The organism is Pseudomonas sp. GW458-11-26-14-LB4 (assembly GCF_059423925.1).
Genome location: NZ_JBWKYU010000010.1, coordinates 104001 through 119185, shown reverse-complemented (window position 1 = coordinate 119185; position 15185 = coordinate 104001). Strand labels below are relative to the sequence as shown.

Annotated in this window: 12 protein-coding genes and 2 tRNA genes; 6 read left to right on the top strand and 8 right to left on the bottom strand. The window is 60.9% G+C overall.

The genetic code is table 11. From position 1 onward, the window contains the following. Positions 1 to 88 precede the first annotated feature (88 nt). A tRNA-Asp gene (locus tag AC07XZ_RS15340) sits at positions 89 to 165 on the bottom strand. 19 nt (positions 166 to 184) lie between these two features. Then, positions 185 to 260 (bottom strand) — tRNA-Val (locus AC07XZ_RS15335). A gap of 159 nt (positions 261 to 419) precedes the next feature. On the opposite strand from AC07XZ_RS15335, the gene rdgC reads away from it, so the two are divergent. The 3 genes from rdgC to sugE all read left to right on the top strand — a co-directional run bounded on the left by rdgC (position 420) and on the right by sugE (position 2813). Continuing rightward, complete coding sequence (gene rdgC / locus AC07XZ_RS15330; RefSeq protein WP_007950430.1) at positions 420 to 1340, top strand: recombination-associated protein RdgC; 921 nt, start codon at positions 420 to 422, stop codon at positions 1338 to 1340. A gap of 74 nt (positions 1341 to 1414) precedes the next feature. Next, positions 1415 to 2380, top strand: coding sequence for a bile acid:sodium symporter family protein (locus AC07XZ_RS15325; protein ID WP_064378690.1), 966 nt, complete (start codon positions 1415 to 1417; stop codon positions 2378 to 2380). A 118-nt stretch (positions 2381 to 2498) separates the two neighbouring features. Next, positions 2499 to 2813 carry a quaternary ammonium compound efflux SMR transporter SugE gene (sugE, locus tag AC07XZ_RS15320; RefSeq protein ID WP_064378689.1) on the top strand — a complete coding sequence of 105 codons (315 nt, stop codon included), beginning with the start codon at positions 2499 to 2501 and terminating at the stop codon, positions 2811 to 2813. Between the two features lie 104 nt (positions 2814 to 2917). Here sugE and AC07XZ_RS15315 read toward each other — a convergent pair whose 3' ends face one another. From AC07XZ_RS15315 to AC07XZ_RS15300, 4 genes are all read right to left on the bottom strand, one after another. Continuing rightward, complete coding sequence (locus AC07XZ_RS15315) at positions 2918 to 4792, bottom strand: MFS transporter (protein WP_102687997.1); 1875 nt, start codon at positions 4790 to 4792, stop codon at positions 2918 to 2920. 110 nt (positions 4793 to 4902) lie between these two features. Beyond that, positions 4903 to 6054, bottom strand: a complete 1152-nt coding sequence (locus AC07XZ_RS15310) for a TDT family transporter (protein ID WP_102687996.1) — start codon at positions 6052 to 6054, stop codon at positions 4903 to 4905. 105 nt (positions 6055 to 6159) lie between these two features. After that, positions 6160 to 6471 carry a cupin domain-containing protein gene (locus AC07XZ_RS15305; protein WP_102687995.1) on the bottom strand — a complete coding sequence of 104 codons (312 nt, stop codon included), beginning with the start codon at positions 6469 to 6471 and terminating at the stop codon, positions 6160 to 6162. A gap of 53 nt (positions 6472 to 6524) precedes the next feature. Continuing rightward, positions 6525 to 7712, bottom strand: a complete 1188-nt coding sequence (locus AC07XZ_RS15300) for an MFS transporter (protein ID WP_102687994.1) — start codon at positions 7710 to 7712, stop codon at positions 6525 to 6527. Between the two features lie 91 nt (positions 7713 to 7803). Between AC07XZ_RS15300 and AC07XZ_RS15295 the strand changes: the two genes are divergently transcribed. Next, entirely contained in the window at positions 7804 to 8346 is a 543-nt protein-coding gene (locus tag AC07XZ_RS15295; protein ID WP_102687993.1) for a TetR/AcrR family transcriptional regulator, read from the top strand. 134 nt (positions 8347 to 8480) lie between these two features. After that, on the top strand, positions 8481 to 11951 hold the full coding sequence (locus AC07XZ_RS15290; RefSeq protein ID WP_102687992.1) for a hybrid sensor histidine kinase/response regulator: 3471 nt from the start codon (positions 8481 to 8483) through the stop codon (positions 11949 to 11951). Between the two features lie 9 nt (positions 11952 to 11960). On the opposite strand, the gene AC07XZ_RS15285 is transcribed toward AC07XZ_RS15290, so the two are convergent. Continuing rightward, positions 11961 to 13325: a DNA recombination protein RmuC gene (locus tag AC07XZ_RS15285; RefSeq protein WP_173892794.1), complete on the bottom strand. Its 1365-nt coding sequence runs from the start codon at positions 13323 to 13325 to the stop codon at positions 11961 to 11963. A gap of 175 nt (positions 13326 to 13500) precedes the next feature. After that, complete coding sequence (locus AC07XZ_RS15280; RefSeq protein ID WP_102687990.1) at positions 13501 to 13824, bottom strand: SEL1-like repeat protein; 324 nt, start codon at positions 13822 to 13824, stop codon at positions 13501 to 13503. A gap of 955 nt (positions 13825 to 14779) precedes the next feature. Between AC07XZ_RS15280 and AC07XZ_RS15275 the strand changes: the two genes are divergently transcribed. Further along, on the top strand, positions 14780 to 15004 hold the full coding sequence (locus AC07XZ_RS15275; RefSeq protein ID WP_007950419.1) for a hypothetical protein: 225 nt from the start codon (positions 14780 to 14782) through the stop codon (positions 15002 to 15004). Positions 15005 to 15185: the final 181 nt, after the last annotated feature.

The following is a 15185-nucleotide window of genomic DNA, read 5'->3' as shown; positions in this document are numbered from 1 at the left end:
GCAAAAGCCAAATCCCGGACAGCAAAAAGCCCGCGCTAGGCGGGCTTTCTGTGGTGATCTGGCGTTCAGTGTTCCAGATTACCGAATATGGCGCAGCGGACGGGACTCGAACCCGCGACCCCCGGCGTGACAGGCCGGTATTCTAACCGACTGAACTACCGCTGCGCGAAACGCTTGAAACGAATGGTGGGTGATGACGGGATCGAACCGCCGACATTCTGCTTGTAAGGCAGACGCTCTCCCAGCTGAGCTAATCACCCTTCGCTTCGGTGTGGCGCGCATTCTACGGAGCGACCCAACCTCTGGCAAGCACTTTTTTAAATAATTTTCTCAGCCCTTCCAAAGGCTTAGAGAAGGGTTGGCCTATGACCCGGCGAAGACAATAATGCCCCCCTTTGTATAAAGGAGAGACTCACCCCATGTGGTTCAAAAACCTGCTTATCTATCGCCTGACCCAAGACCTGCCTGTCGATGCCGAGGCGCTGGAAACTGCACTGGCCACCAAACTGGCGCGTCCATGTGCAAGCCAGGAGTTGACCACCTACGGTTTCGTCGCGCCGTTCGGCAAGGGCGAAGATGCTCCACTGGTGCACGTCAGCGGTGACTTCCTGCTGATCTCCGCCCGTAAAGAAGAACGCATCCTGCCCGGCAGCGTCGTGCGTGACGCGGTCAAGGAAAAGGTCGAAGAGATCGAAGCCGAGCAGATGCGCAAGGTCTATAAGAAGGAGCGCGATCAGATCAAGGATGAAATCATCCAGGCCTTCCTGCCGCGCGCCTTTATCCGCCGCTCGTCGACCTTCGCCGCCATCGCGCCGAAACAGGGTCTGATCCTGGTCAACTCGGCCAGCCCGAAACGCGCCGAAGACCTGCTCTCCACCCTGCGTGAAGTGATCGGCACCCTGCCGGTTCGCCCGCTGACCGTGAAAACCGCGCCGACCGCCGTGATGACCGAATGGGTCACCACCCAGCAAGCCGCCCCGGACTTCTTCGTGCTGGACGAGTGCGAACTGCGCGACACCCACGAAGACGGCGGCATCGTGCGTTGCAAGCGTCAGGACCTGACCAGCGAAGAAATCCAGCTGCACCTGAGCACCGGCAAGGTGGTGACTCAACTGTCGCTGGCCTGGCAGGACAAGCTGTCGTTCATGCTCGACGACAAGATGACCGTCAAGCGCCTGAAGTTCGAAGATCTGCTGCAGGATCAGGCGGAACAGGACGGCGGCGACGAAGCCCTCGGCCAACTGGACGCCAGCTTCACCCTGATGATGCTGACGTTCGGCGACTTCCTGCCGGCGCTGGTTGAAGCACTGGGCGGCGAAGAGACTCCGCAGGGCATCTAAGCCTCTGCGCAGTCTTTGGGTTATCTTCAAACGCCACCGCTTCGGTGGCGTTTTCACATAATAAGGAACAGGCCATGCGCGCACTGGCTGCACTGAGTCGTTTTGTCGGCAACACCTTCGCTTACTGGGTTCTGATTTTCGCGGTGATCGCGTTCCTGCAACCGGCCTGGTTCCTCGGCCTCAAAGGCGCGATCGTGCCGTTGCTCGGGCTGGTAATGTTCGGCATGGGCCTGACCCTCAAACTCGACGACTTCGCCGCCGTCGCCCGCCATCCATGGCGCGTCGCGTTGGGCGTAGTTGCGCACTTCGTGATCATGCCGGGGATGGCATGGCTGCTGTGCCAGATCTTTCATCTGCCGCCGGAAATCGCCGTCGGCGTGATTCTGGTCGGTTGCTGCCCAAGCGGCACCTCATCGAACGTCATGACCTGGCTGGCCCGTGGCGACCTGGCGCTGTCGGTGGCCATCGCCGCCGTCACCACCCTCCTCGCCCCGCTGCTGACCCCGGCGCTGATCTGGCTGCTGGCCTCGGCCTGGTTGCCGGTTTCGTTCATGGAGTTGTTCTGGTCGATCCTGCAAGTGGTGCTGCTACCAATTGTCCTCGGCGTGGTCGCGCAACGCGTGCTCGGTGACAAGGTCCGCCACGCGGTGGAAGTGCTGCCGCTGGTGTCGGTGGTCAGCATCGTGATCATCGTTGCCGCCGTGGTTGCTGCCAGTCAGGCGAAGATCGCCGAATCCGGCCTGCTGATCATGGCCGTGGTGATGCTGCACAACAGTTTCGGTTATCTGCTGGGTTATTTCACCGGGCGCCTGTTCGGCCTGCCGCTGCCGCAGCGCAAGTCCCTGGCGCTGGAAGTCGGCATGCAGAACTCGGGGTTGGGGGCTGCGCTGGCCAGTGCGCACTTCTCGCCGCTGGCGGCGGTGCCGAGCGCGCTGTTCAGTGTGTGGCACAACATTTCCGGGGCGCTGCTTTCGACGTACTTCCGACGGATGAGCGAAAAACAAGACCGTGAGACGTTGGCGCAACAGGCGGCCGACTGATCCCGGATCAAGGCGCGGCGCACAATTTTAGGTAGTATGTGCGCCACGCGGGGACGACCCTGCGGCTCAATCGAGTTTTCAATCTGGGGACGGCCCCGTCAATCGATGGAGGTCTTTCATGTCCTGGATCATTCTGTTTTTCGCCGGCCTGTTCGAAGTCGGCTGGGCCGTCGGCCTGAAATACACCGATGGCTTCAGCCGTCCGCTTCCAACCGTTCTCACCGTTGCCGCCATGGCGGTCAGCCTTGGCCTGCTGGGTCTTGCGATGAAGGAATTGCCGCTGGGCACGGCCTATGCGATCTGGACGGGAGTCGGCGCTGTGGGCACGGTGATTGCCGGGATCATTTTGTTTGGTGAGTCGATGGCGTTGATTCGCCTGGCCAGTGTGGCGTTGATCGTCACCGGGTTGATCGGGCTCAAGGTCAGCGCCTGATTCACTGCCGCTATCGCGAGCAGGCTCGCTTCCACAGTAGTTCTGCATTTACAGTTCCAATGTGGGAGCGAGCCCGCTCGCGATAAGGCTCGCACAATCAACAGCTACCTGACTGTCCCACGCAATTCCCCGACCAACGCCTGCAGTTCCGCTGGCTGCGCCGCTTCGACGGCGACCGGCGAACCCGCCACCAGCGTCACCCGCGACCACAAGCGCCGGAACACTCCCTTGTTCGGATCGCGACTGAAGAAACTCCCCCACAAGCCCTGCAACGCCAGCGGAATCACCGGCACCGGTGTCTCTTCGAGAATCCGCGTCAGCCCGCCCTTGAACTCGTTGATCTCGCCATCGGCGGTCAACTTGCCTTCCGGGAAGATGCACACCAGCTCACCTTCCTTCAGATACTGGGCAATCCGGGTGAAGGCCTTTTCGTAGATCTCGATGTCTTCCTGACGTCCGGCGATAGGAATCGTCCCCGCCGTGCGGAAGATAAAGTTCAGCACCGGCAGGTTGTAGATCTTGTAGTACATGACAAAGCGAATCGGCCGACGCACCGCACCGCCGATCAGCAAGGCATCGACGAACGACACGTGGTTGCACACCAGCAATGCCGCGCCCTCATCCGGAATCGCTTCAAGGTTGCGATGCTCGACGCGGTACATGGAATGGCTCAGCAGCCAGATCATGAAACGCATGCTGAACTCGGGGACGATCTTGAAGATGTAGGCGTTGACGCCGATGTTCAGCAGCGACACCACCAGGAACAACTGCGGGATCGACAGCTTGACCACGCTCAACAACACGATGGTGACAATCGCCGAGATCACCATGAACAGCGCGTTGAGAATGTTGTTGGCCGCAATTACCCGCGCCCGCTCGTTCTCGGCGGTGCGCGACTGGATCAACGCGTACAGCGGCACAATATAGAAACCGCCGAAGATCCCGAGGCCCAGCACATCGATCAACACCGCCCAGGCATGGCCGAAACTCAGCACTTCGGTCCAGCTATGGCCAACAGCGCTTTCTGGAATTCCACCGGAATGCCACCACAGCAACAGCCCGAAAACCGTCAGGCCGAACGAGCCAAACGGCACCAGGCCGATCTCGACTTTGCGTCCGGATAGCTTCTCGCACAGCATCGAACCCAGTGCGATGCCGACCGAAAACACGGTAAGGATCAGGGTGACCACGGTTTCGTCGCCGTGCATCCATTCCTTGGCGTAGGCCGGGATTTGCGTCAGATAAATCGCCCCGACGAACCAGAACCACGAGTTGCCAACGATCGAGCGCGACACAGCAGGTGTCTGCCCCAGGCCGAGTTTCAGGGTCGCCCACGACTGACTGAAGATGTTCCAGTTAAGGCGCATTTCCGGGGTCGCCGCTGCTGCGCGGGGAATGCTGCGACTGGCCAGATAACCCAGCACGGCGATGCCGACAATCGCGGCGGACACCACCGGCGCGTAATTGGCCGACGACATCATCACCCCGGCACCGATGGTCCCGGCCAGGATCGCCAGAAACGTGCCCATCTCCACCAGCCCGTTGCCGCCGACCAGTTCATCGTCGCGCAAAGCCTGCGGCAGGATCGAATACTTCACCGGCCCGAACAGCGCCGAGTGCGTGCCCATGGCGAACAGCGCCACCAGCATCAGCGACAGGTGATCGAACAGGAAGCCGACGGATCCCACGGCCATGATGGCGATTTCTGCCAGCTTGATCAGACGGATCAACGCGTCCTTGGCGAATTTTTCTCCGAACTGCCCGGCCAGCGCCGAGAACAGAAAGAACGGCAGAATAAACAGCAGCGCGCACAGGTTGACCCAGATCGAGCGGTCACCTTCGATGGTCAGCCGATAGAGAATGGCGAGGATCAGCGACTGCTTGAACACGTTATCGTTGAACGCGCCCAGCGACTGGGTAATGAAGAACGGCAGGAAGCGCCGGGTGCGCAGCAGGTTGAACTGTGAGGGGTGACTCATCTTCCGTGTGACCCTGTTGTTTTTGGAAAGAGAAGGTAGCGAGTGGCCTGGCTACGCTTATAAGAATCTCGAACCGCGATCCAGGCCACACATTACCTAATCTTTGCAGGTTATTTCTTCAAACCTGCAATGCACGGTGAAACAAACAGCTCGCCGCGCCATGCACCTTGCAGCGTACGTTTACCGACGATCAGCCACATCACCGCCAGCAACGTCACCAGCACACAACCGACCACACTGAAGAACGTCAGGTGCAACGTGCTGCCCAGTTTCAGGGTTGCCAGCGAATAGACGCCCAACGGGAAGGTGAAGCCCCACCAGCCAAGGTTGAACGGGATGCCGTCACGCAGATAACGCACGGTGATCAACAGCGCCATCAACATCCACCACAGACCGAAGCCCCACAGCGTGATCCCGGCGACAAGGCCCAGGCCCGAAGCCATTTCGCCGATGCCTGGCAGACCGTTGGCCGCGAAGATCGCCGGGGCATCGCCGCCCAGCAGCAACATACCCAAGGCTCCGGTGCCGATCGGGCCGAGAGCCAGCCAGCTCGACGCCGCCATGTTTTCGTGGGGCAGTTTGTGCAAGGCCATGCGCAGCAAGAGGATGGTCAGAATGCTGAACGCCACCGGCAGAGAAAAGGCCCAGAGCACGTAACTGGTCACCAGCACCACCAGTTGCGAGTGCGCATCGGCGAGATGCGGCGCGAGCAGTCCACCGCTGGCCGCCGCTACTTCCGCGGCCACCACCGGCAGCAGCCAGACGGCGGTCATCTGATCGATGCTGTGTTCCTGACGGGTAAACATCATGTAGGGAATCAGCACGCCGCAGGCCAGCGACATCGCCACGTCCAGCCACCACAGTACTTCGACGAGATGAATGACGCCCTCACCCCAGCGCGGCAGACCGAACAGCAGAAAACCGTTGATGATGGTCGCCAGCCCCATCGGAATGGTGCCGAAGAACATCGAAACCGTGGAATGGCCGAAGATCCGCCGCGCCTCGTCGAAGAAAAGAATCCAGCGGGCGGCGTAGGCAACGGTAAACAGCACGAACAACAGAATGTTGAACAACCACAGCCCTTCGGCCACGGCGTGCAGGCCGGGAATGGACACCGGCAATTGCGCCAGCGCCAACGCCAGCACGCCGGTGCCCATAGTGGCGGCGAACCAGTTCGGGGTGAATTGGCGAATCACTTCACGCGGGTGCTGAAGCTGGCTGAATGGCTTGATGCCGGGTTTGGCGCTGTTGGGGCAAATCATCATGAACTCCTGTCCTCTGGTGAGGTTGAGCTCATGGTAGAACCGAATCGAATATCTATATAACGGGTAATATCTCTAACTGTTATCTGTTTTGCAGATATGAAGTCAGACACTTCCTTCGGTTTCGATCACCAGAATCCGCGCTGCGCCCTGAGGATGAGCGACGTGTTCTGTGCCGATGGACGCGAAGAAGATATCGCCAACGTCGAGCAAGGCCTGCTTCTCCTCACCTTCTTCGCGATAGTGCATGAGCACCTGACCATCGAGCACCACGAACACTTCTTCACCGTCATTGACGTGCCATTTGTAGGGCTGGTCGGTCCAGTGCAGGCGCGTGGTGATGCCGTTCATGTTGGCGATGTCGAGCGCGCCCCAGGCGCGCTCGGCGGTGAAGGTCTTGCTGCGGATGATCTTCATGCGTCGGTCCGTGAGAAGAAGGGGCTGGCCAAGGCTAACCGAATCCAGAGGTGTTATGGAGCGCTGCAAGTCTTGGCCGCTTGCGCGCGGAAACTCATCAGCAGCGCACCGACCGCCAGCACAATCAGCACCGCGCCATACACATCGGTGGTGGTCAGCAGGCCCACGCTGTGGGTGAAATGTCCGGCCAGCAACGCCGGCAGGCAGAACGCCAGGTAACTCAGCACATAAAACGCCGACATCAATCCGGCACGCTCATGGGGCAATGCCAGCGGCACCAGGCTGCGCACCGCTCCGAGAAAACCGGAGCCAAAGCCACAACCGGCCACCAGCGTGCCAAAGAAGAACAGCGACAGACTGGCGCTGTGTACGCCCAACAGAATCAGCACGATGCCGGCCGGCAGCAGGCTCGCCCCGAGTTGCAGCGCCCGGGAGGCGGGACGATTGCGCAACGTGAAGATCATCAATGCACCGGTCACGGTCAGCGCCGCCACGGTCGCGCCGCCGATCAGGTTGGAGGTGGAGCCAGTGGCCGTGCGCACCAGCGACGGCGCCAACGAGGCATAAAAACCGCCGAGCGCCCAGGTCGCGGTGTTCAACGGCAAGACTCGCCACAGCGTCGAACGCGCCTGAACCGGCACATGCAGGGTCGGCCGCAACGAGGCCCATGCCCCGGCCTGCGGCGAGACGCTTTCAGGCAGGCGCCAAACATAGATGCCCTGCAACACAAACAGCGCGAGCAGCAACCAATAGGTCAACTGCAACGGCGCCGGGGCGAACTCGGCCAGCAAGCCGCAGCCCATGCCACCCAATGCCATGCCCAGTAACGGCGCAACGCTGTTGATCAGCGGCCCCTGCTGGCGATCAGTGTCCAGCAGCGTCGCGCTCAACACGGCGGTGGCCATGCCGGTGGCGAAACCTTGCAGCACTCGCGCGCCGATCAGCCAGCCCACGCTGTTGGCGTAGATAAACAGCAGCATTGCCAGCGCATTGAGCGTCACGGCGGTGAAGATCACCGGTTTGCGTCCCAGGTGATCCGACAGCGAACCGACCGTCAGCAACGCGGCCAGCAGACTGAGGGCGTAGACGCCGAAAATCAGGGTCAATACCGCTGCCGAAAAATGCAGCTGATCCTGATACAGGTGATACAACGGCGTCGGCGCAGTGGAAGCGGCGAGAAAACTCAGTAAGGTGATCGCCAGAAACCACAGGCTGGAACGATGGGAAGCAAGGCTGGTCATGGGCACACTCCGCAAAAGCTAATTTTTTGCTTTTGCGGAGTGTGCTCTTGGCTTGCGCTTAAAGCAAATTCTTTGTGTTAAGGTCTGCCGCATGGCTATTAAAGAAGGTTTACGCCCGGGTGGCCGCAGTGCCCGGGTGCAGGAGTCGATTCACTCGGCAGTCCGCGCGCTTCTGCAAGAACAGGAGCGCTCAACGGTGACCGTCCCGCAAATCGCGGCGCGGGCCGGCGTGACGCCGTCGACGATTTATCGGCGTTGGGGAGATCTGGCCGCCTTGCTGGCCGACGTCGCCCTCGCCCGCATGCGTCCCGACAGCGAGCCGGCTGAAACCGGCAGCCTGCGTAGCGACATCCGTGCATGGGCCGAACAGTATCTCGACGAAATGAGTTCGGAGCCCGGACGCAACATGATGCGCGACGTGCAGGCGAGCGCGACGCCGGGCTATTGCGTAACGATCATCGGCGCGCAACTGCAGACCATCATCGAGCGCCACCCCAAGGAAACGGCGCCGAGCGTGGATCGTCTGATCAATCTGTTGGTGTCCCCGGTGGTATTCCGCATTCTGTTTTCGGCAGCGCCGCTGGAAGTCGAAGAACTGCACCGCTTGATCGACATCGCGCTCAAACCGGACTGACCCCAGAACTGCCCGGTTCTGTTCCTGCGACACCCCGCCGCGCCACGACCTTGGTCGACACTGACTAACCGTCGCGCCCGTGCGAGACTGTCTGACCGGGCGCGAGTCCGGTCGTTTTCTGTCGGGAGTGTTCCATGTCGTTGTCCACCGGGCTGATCGCCGCCGTCGCCCTGGCCTATATGGCCATCATGTTCGCCATCGCCTTCTACGGCGACCGTCGCAGCGCACCGCTGCCGCCACGGGTGCGCGCCTGGGTGTACAGCCTGTCGCTGGCGGTCTACTGCACCAGCTGGACGTTTTTCGGCGCGGTCGGTCAGGCGGCCGAACAGCTGTGGTCGTTCCTGCCGATCTACCTGGGGCCGATCCTGCTGCTGCTCGGTGCGCCGTGGGTGCTGCAGAAGATGGTGATGATCAGCAAACAGGAGAACATCACCTCCATCGCCGACTTCATCGCCGCCCGGTACGGTAAATCCCAGTCGTTGGCGGTGGTCGTCGCGCTGATCTGTCTGGTCGGCGTTCTCCCTTATATAGCCTTGCAACTCAAAGGCATTGTCCTCGGCGTAAACCTGCTGATCGGTGCCGGCGCCGACGCCATGGGCACCCGCGCCCAGGACACGGCGCTGATCGTGTCACTGGTGCTGGCGCTGTTCACCATCGTTTTCGGTACGCGCAACCTCGATGCCACCGAGCACCACCGGGGCATGGTGCTGGCGATTGCTTTCGAGTCGCTGGTCAAACTGTTCGCCTTCCTCGCCGTCGGCGCCTTCGTCACCTACGGGCTGTATGACGGCTTCGACGACCTGTTCAATCAGGCGATGCTCGCCCCGCGCCTTGAGGAATACTGGAAAGAAACCATCAACTGGCCGTCGATGGTGGTGCAGACCGGCGTGGCGATGATGGCGATCATCTGCCTGCCCCGGCAGTTCCACGTGACGGTGGTCGAGAACATCGACCCGCAGGATCTGCGCCTGGCCAAATGGGTGTTCCCGGCCTACCTCGCACTGGCCGCGTTGTTTGTCGTCCCGATCGCCCTGGCCGGTCAGATGATGCTGCCCAGCTCGGTCATCCCCGACTCTTTCGTTATCAGCCTGCCATTGGCCCAGGCTCACCCGGCGCTGGCGATGCTGGCGTTTATCGGCGGTGCATCGGCCGCCACCGGCATGGTGATCGTGGCGAGTGTGGCGCTGTCGACCATGGTCTCCAACGACATGCTGTTGCCATGGCTGCTGCGCCGCAACAATGCCGAGCGCCCGTTTGAAGTGTTCCGTCAGTGGATGCTCTCGGTGCGTCGGGTCAGCATCGTCGTGATTCTGTTGCTGGCTTACGTCAGCTACCGCTTGCTCGGCTCCACCGCGAGCCTGGCGACCATCGGCCAGATCGCTTTCGCGGCAGTCACTCAACTGGCCCCGGCGATGCTCGGCGCGCTGTACTGGAAACAGGCCAACCGCCGCGGCGTGTTCGCTGGCCTCGCCGCCGGCACATTCCTGTGGTTCTACACCCTGATCCTGCCGATCGCTGCTCGCAGCCTCGGCTGGTCGCTGGACAGTTTCCCCGGGCTCGCCTGGCTGCACAGCAACCCGCTGAACCTGCCGATCACCCCGCTGACCCAAGGCGTGGTGCTGTCGCTGGCGGGCAACTTCACGTTGTTTGCCTGGGTATCTGTGCTGTCGCGCACCCGGGTGTCGGAGCACTGGCAGGCCGGACGTTTTATCGGTCAGGAGATCAGCGCACGGCCGAGCGCCCGCTCGATGCTGGCGGTGCAGATTGATGACTTGCTGCAACTGGCCGCGCGGTTTGTCGGTGAAGAACGCGCGCGGCAGAGCTTCATCCGCTTTGCCTATCGCCAGGGCAAAGGCTTCAACCCGAATCAGAACGCTGACGGCGAATGGATCGCCCACACCGAGCGATTACTGGCCGGTGTCCTTGGCGCCTCTTCGACGCGAGCTGTAGTAAAAGCCGCCATCGAAGGTCGGGAAATGCAGTTGGAGGACGTGGTCCGGATCGCCGACGAAGCCTCGGAAGTGCTGCAGTTCAACCGTGCGCTGCTGCAAGGCGCCATCGAAAATATTACCCAAGGCATCAGCGTGGTCGACCAGTCGCTGAAGCTGGTGGCCTGGAACCGACGCTATCTGGAACTGTTCAACTATCCGGACGGTTTGATCAGCGTTGGCCGACCGATTGCCGACATCATTCGCCACAACGCCGAGCGTGGTTTGTGCGGCCCCGGTGAAGCAGAAGTCCATGTCGCCCGGCGCCTGCACTGGATGCGTCAGGGCCGCGCCCACACGTCTGAGCGGCTGTTCCCCAACGGCCGGGTGATCGAGCTGATCGGCAACCCGATGCCCGGCGGCGGTTTCGTCATGAGTTTCACCGACATCACCGCGTTCCGCGAGGCCGAGCAGGCTTTGACCGAGGCCAACGAAGGGCTGGAGCAACGGGTCAGCGAACGGACGCAGGAACTGTCGCAACTCAACGTCGCGCTGACCGAAGCCAAGGGCAATGCCGAGGCGGCCAACCAGTCCAAGACCCGTTTCCTCGCCGCCGTCAGCCACGATCTGATGCAGCCTCTGAACGCCGCACGGCTGTTCTCTGCCGCCCTCTCCCATCAGGAAGACGGCCTGAGCGGCGAAGCGCAGAAACTGGTGCAGCATCTGGACAGCTCGCTGCGTTCGGCCGAAGACCTGATCAGCGACCTGCTGGACATTTCCCGTCTGGAAAACGGCAAGATCAACCCGGATCGCAAGCCGTTCGCGGTCAATGAGCTGTTCGATATTCTCGGCGCGGAGTTCAAGGCGCTCGCCCAGGAACAGGGCTTGAGCTTCCGGGTACGCGGAAGTCAGTTACGCATCGACAGCGACATCAAACTGCTGCGGCGCATTCTGCAGAACTTCCTCACCAACGCATTCCGCTACGCAAAAGGCCCGGTACTGCTGGGCGTGCGTCGGCGCAAAGGTGAAATCTGTCTGGAAGTGTGGGATCGCGGGCCGGGAATTCCGGAGGACAAACAGCAAGTGATCTTCGAGGAGTTCAAACGCCTCGACAGCCACCAGACCCGCGCCGAAAAAGGTCTGGGCCTGGGTCTGGCGATCGCCGATGGTCTCTGCCGCGTGCTCGGCCATACCTTGCGCGTGCGCTCATGGCCGGGGCGCGGCAGCGTGTTCAGTGTCCGCGTACCGTTGGCCAAAGCGCAGACGGTACAGCCGGCGGCGGCGGTGGAAATCAATGGCAAATTGCACAGCGGCGCGCAGGTGCTGTGCATCGACAACGAAGACAGCATTCTGATCGGCATGAACAGCCTGCTCACGCGCTGGGGCTGCCAGGTCTGGACCGCACGCAACCGCGAAGAATGTGCGGCACTGCTCGACGACGGCGTGCGCCCACAATTGGCACTGGTGGACTATCACCTGGATCACGGCGAAACCGGCACCGAGTTGATGGCGTGGTTGCGCACAAGGCTGGGCGAGCCGGTGCCGGGCGTGGTGATCAGCGCCGACGGGCATCCGGAAACCGTGGCCCAGGTGCACGCGGCGGGGCTGGATTACCTGGCCAAACCGGTGAAACCGGCGGCGTTGCGGGCGTTGTTGAGTCGCTACTTGCCGCTCTAGCAGAGCGGCTTATTCAGGCAGTTCGACCAACCCGTCGGCGTCGGTCATCGCGCGTTCCAGCAGATCCGCCGGCAAGCTTTTGCTGGCCCGCGCGCCGAGCAACTTGAGCTGTTCGCTGCGGCTGACCAGGTTGCCGCGCCCTTCCGTCAGCTTGTTGCGCGCCGCGCTGTAGGCCTTGTCCAGTTGCTGCAAGCGATTGCCGACTTCGTCCAGATCCTGAATGAACAACACGAACTTGTCGTACAGCCAACCGGCGCGCTCGGCGATTTCCCGGGCGTTCTGGCTCTGGCGCTCCTGCTTCCACAAGCTGTCGATGACCCGCAGCGTCGCCAGCAGCGTGGTCGGGCTGACAATCACGATGTTGCGGTCGAAGGCTTCCTGAAACAGCGCCGGCTCAGCCTGCAATGCAGCGGAAAACGCCGCTTCGATGGGCACGAACAGCAAGACGAAATCGAGGCTGTGCAAGCCTTCCAGACGTTTGTAATCCTTGCCGGCCAGGCCTTTGACGTGGCTGCGCAAGGACAGCACGTGCTGCTTCATGGCGATCTGGCCGATGGCATCGTCGTCCGCCGCCACGTATTGCTGATAGGCGGTGAGGCTGACCTTGGAGTCGACCACCACCTGCTTGTCGCCCGGCAGATAAATGATCACGTCCGGCTGGAAACGCTCGCCGTCCGGGCCCTTGAGATTGACCTGGGTCTGGTATTCGCGGCCCTTTTCCAGCCCGGCGTGCTCAAGCACGCGCTCGAGAATCAGCTCGCCCCAGTTGCCCTGGGTCTTCTGGCCCTTCAGGGCGCGGGTCAGGTTGGTCGCTTCGTCGCTGAGGCGCAGGTTCAGTTGCTGCAAACGCTCCAGCTCCTTGGCCAGCGAAAAACGCTCGCGGGCTTCGGCCTGATAGCTTTCCTCGACGCGTTTTTCGAACGACTGGATGCGTTCCTTCAAAGGATCAAGCAATTGGCCGAGGCGCTGCTGGCTGGTTTCGGCGAAGCGTTGTTCGCGCTCATCGAAGATCTTGCCGGCCAGTTCGGCGAACTGTGCGCGCAGCTCGTCACGGGAACCTTGCAGGTCATCCAGGCGTTGTTGATGGCTTTCCTGTTGCTCGCGCAATTCGGCATTCAGCGAAGCCGCCTGGGCGTCCAGGCGCCGTAACTCGGCTTCTTTGTTGGCGCGTTCGAGGTTCCAGGCATGGGCAGCGTCACGGGCATCATCGCGCTCGATCTGCAACAGCTCGACTTCCCGGCGCACGGCCGCGAGATCAGCTTGTTTGGAGGCGTTGGCCTGGCCGAGATCGGCGATTTCATCGCGGCAGGCTTCAAGTTGAGCAGTGAGGCCGTCCTGGGCCATTTGTGCCATGGCCAGCCGCTCTTCGAGCAACGCGACTTCAGACTGGTTCTGACTGGCCCGGCGTTGCAGTTGCCAGGCCAGCGCCAGCAGCGGCACGGCCGCGCCTGCCAGCCCCAGCAGGATGCTGGTCAAGTCCATCGCCATAGTGATTCCCGCCGATCCGATAAAGCCTGAAGGTTAACCAAGGCGTCTGGTCTTGGACAGCTCAGTCTTCGATCAGGCCGAGTTCCTGTTGCGCGCGGCGGTCACCGGCGCGGGCGGCCTCACGCAACAGGTCCCTTCCGATCCGGCGATCCCGGGCATTGCCGCACTCGCGGCACATCAACTGGCCGAGGCGACTTTGCGCGGCGACCACCCCTTCCCGGGCCGGTTGCTTGAGCAGGCGGCCGGCGAGGTGCTTGGCATTCTGGCTATCGCCCAGGCGCGGGCTGTCCAGCAGCCATTCGGCCACGCGCACGGAAAATCGCTTGGGAGCGGTAACACGAAGGGGTTGGGAGGTAACAGATTCTGGAGCTGAACGAAACTTCATAAAGCACTGTGGGACAGATCGGAAGGCGCGCCACTCTACTCTTTTTTTCGCACAGGTAAAGTCGAAAAAAACCCGGCACGCCCGTGCTAGAGCAAGCGCTCGGGACAATCCACAGAAGCTGTGGATAACTCAGTGGACAACCGCCCTCCAGTCGCCGCAAAGCCTTGTGGAACGGGGCTCGCAGTCAAACTGACGATTTTTTCACCAGTTAAAAAAAGCGATGTTTTTCATTGACTTAAACTTTCGATGCAGGCAGCCATCGGGGTCAGGATCGTTGTGACAGCGCCGTTACAGTCTGCGCAACTAATGTGCACAAGTACCTGTTACGCGGTTATATCGATGCGCCTTTTCGGGTCGTTTTGGCATTCGGGCTGGGGATAAGCCCCTGCGCCGAGCGTTCGCATCTGTCGGGTAGTGGCGACCGACGGTCGTTTAGCAAGCCAGATCGGGGCAGGCGCGGAGTCCGGGCACCGCGCCCGGGAATTTTTTTGATGACCGGGTTTGCCTTCTTCAAACCGTTCCGTTAGTATCCGCAGCGTTAGTACCAAGCTGAAAGTCAATTCCGGTCGAACACACCCCCACGGTCAAGTTTCTCTCACAGAAGTCTTCACCGGAAAAAGCGGGATCGACCCCTCGATGGTTTCCAGGTAAATCTTGCGACGACACAGCCTTTGAATCGAATGCAAAGGGTGTTGCAAAGACCACTTACTCTGACCGAACCAACCTGCAAATTGATCAGGATCTTCACCCCGGGCCCAGAACCTCTGCCCTCGATGTGTTGCCTGTCCTCCTAAGTACCTACCTGCCAGCCCAAGCGCGCCAACTTTTATAGCGCTCGAACTGGCTGCCTTGTTCCAGTCGGGTTCTTCGTTCGACCAATGGTGGTTGACGTTACTGGAACGTTTTAACGTTGCACGGTTCTTATCCGTGTCATTTGTAGGAACACCTAATAACTATGTCGACTCAAATCCAGACTCAGGATGCCATTCGCACCCTAACCAACGCTTTTGCCCCAATGAACTGCCTGATCATGGCCGCTCGCAAAGGCTGCTTCAGCTTCACCGTGGTCAATGAACACGGGATCGCCCGCCACAGCGAGCGTCTGTACCCCGATCAATACTCCAGCGCCGAACCGCTGCAGGCCGTGATTGATCGCACCCGTCAGGCATTGATCGCCTGAGAGGCCGAAATGGCTGCAAAAGCAAAAGCCCCGCTGAAAATGCGGGGCTTTTTATTGCCCGATGTTTCACTTTTTCCAATTTCTGCCTAATCACTAACCGATATAACGGTTATAACGCCTCGCCGGAAATATTTTAAAAACAGGCCTTTACGTCGCGAATATGACACTACACTTCAACTCA

Bases quoted from the DNA above. Each gene is read 5' to 3' on its own strand.
- rdgC (WP_007950430.1), top strand. From the start codon at position 420: ATGTGGTTCAAAAACCTGCTTATCTATCGCCTGACCCAAGACCTGCCT.
- AC07XZ_RS15325 (WP_064378690.1), top strand. From the start codon at position 1,415: ATGCGCGCACTGGCTGCACTGAGTCGTTTTGTCGGCAACACCTTCGCT.
- sugE (WP_064378689.1), top strand. From the start codon at position 2,499: ATGTCCTGGATCATTCTGTTTTTCGCCGGCCTGTTCGAAGTCGGCTGG.
- AC07XZ_RS15315 (WP_102687997.1), bottom strand. From the start codon at position 4,792: ATGAGTCACCCCTCACAGTTCAACCTGCTGCGCACCCGGCGCTTCCTG.
- AC07XZ_RS15310 (WP_102687996.1), bottom strand. From the start codon at position 6,054: ATGATTTGCCCCAACAGCGCCAAACCCGGCATCAAGCCATTCAGCCAG.
- AC07XZ_RS15305 (WP_102687995.1), bottom strand. From the start codon at position 6,471: ATGAAGATCATCCGCAGCAAGACCTTCACCGCCGAGCGCGCCTGGGGC.
- AC07XZ_RS15300 (WP_102687994.1), bottom strand. From the start codon at position 7,712: ATGACCAGCCTTGCTTCCCATCGTTCCAGCCTGTGGTTTCTGGCGATC.
- AC07XZ_RS15295 (WP_102687993.1), top strand. From the start codon at position 7,804: ATGGCTATTAAAGAAGGTTTACGCCCGGGTGGCCGCAGTGCCCGGGTG.
- AC07XZ_RS15290 (WP_102687992.1), top strand. From the start codon at position 8,481: ATGTCGTTGTCCACCGGGCTGATCGCCGCCGTCGCCCTGGCCTATATG.
- AC07XZ_RS15280 (WP_102687990.1), bottom strand. From the start codon at position 13,824: ATGAAGTTTCGTTCAGCTCCAGAATCTGTTACCTCCCAACCCCTTCGT.
- AC07XZ_RS15275 (WP_007950419.1), top strand. From the start codon at position 14,780: ATGTCGACTCAAATCCAGACTCAGGATGCCATTCGCACCCTAACCAAC.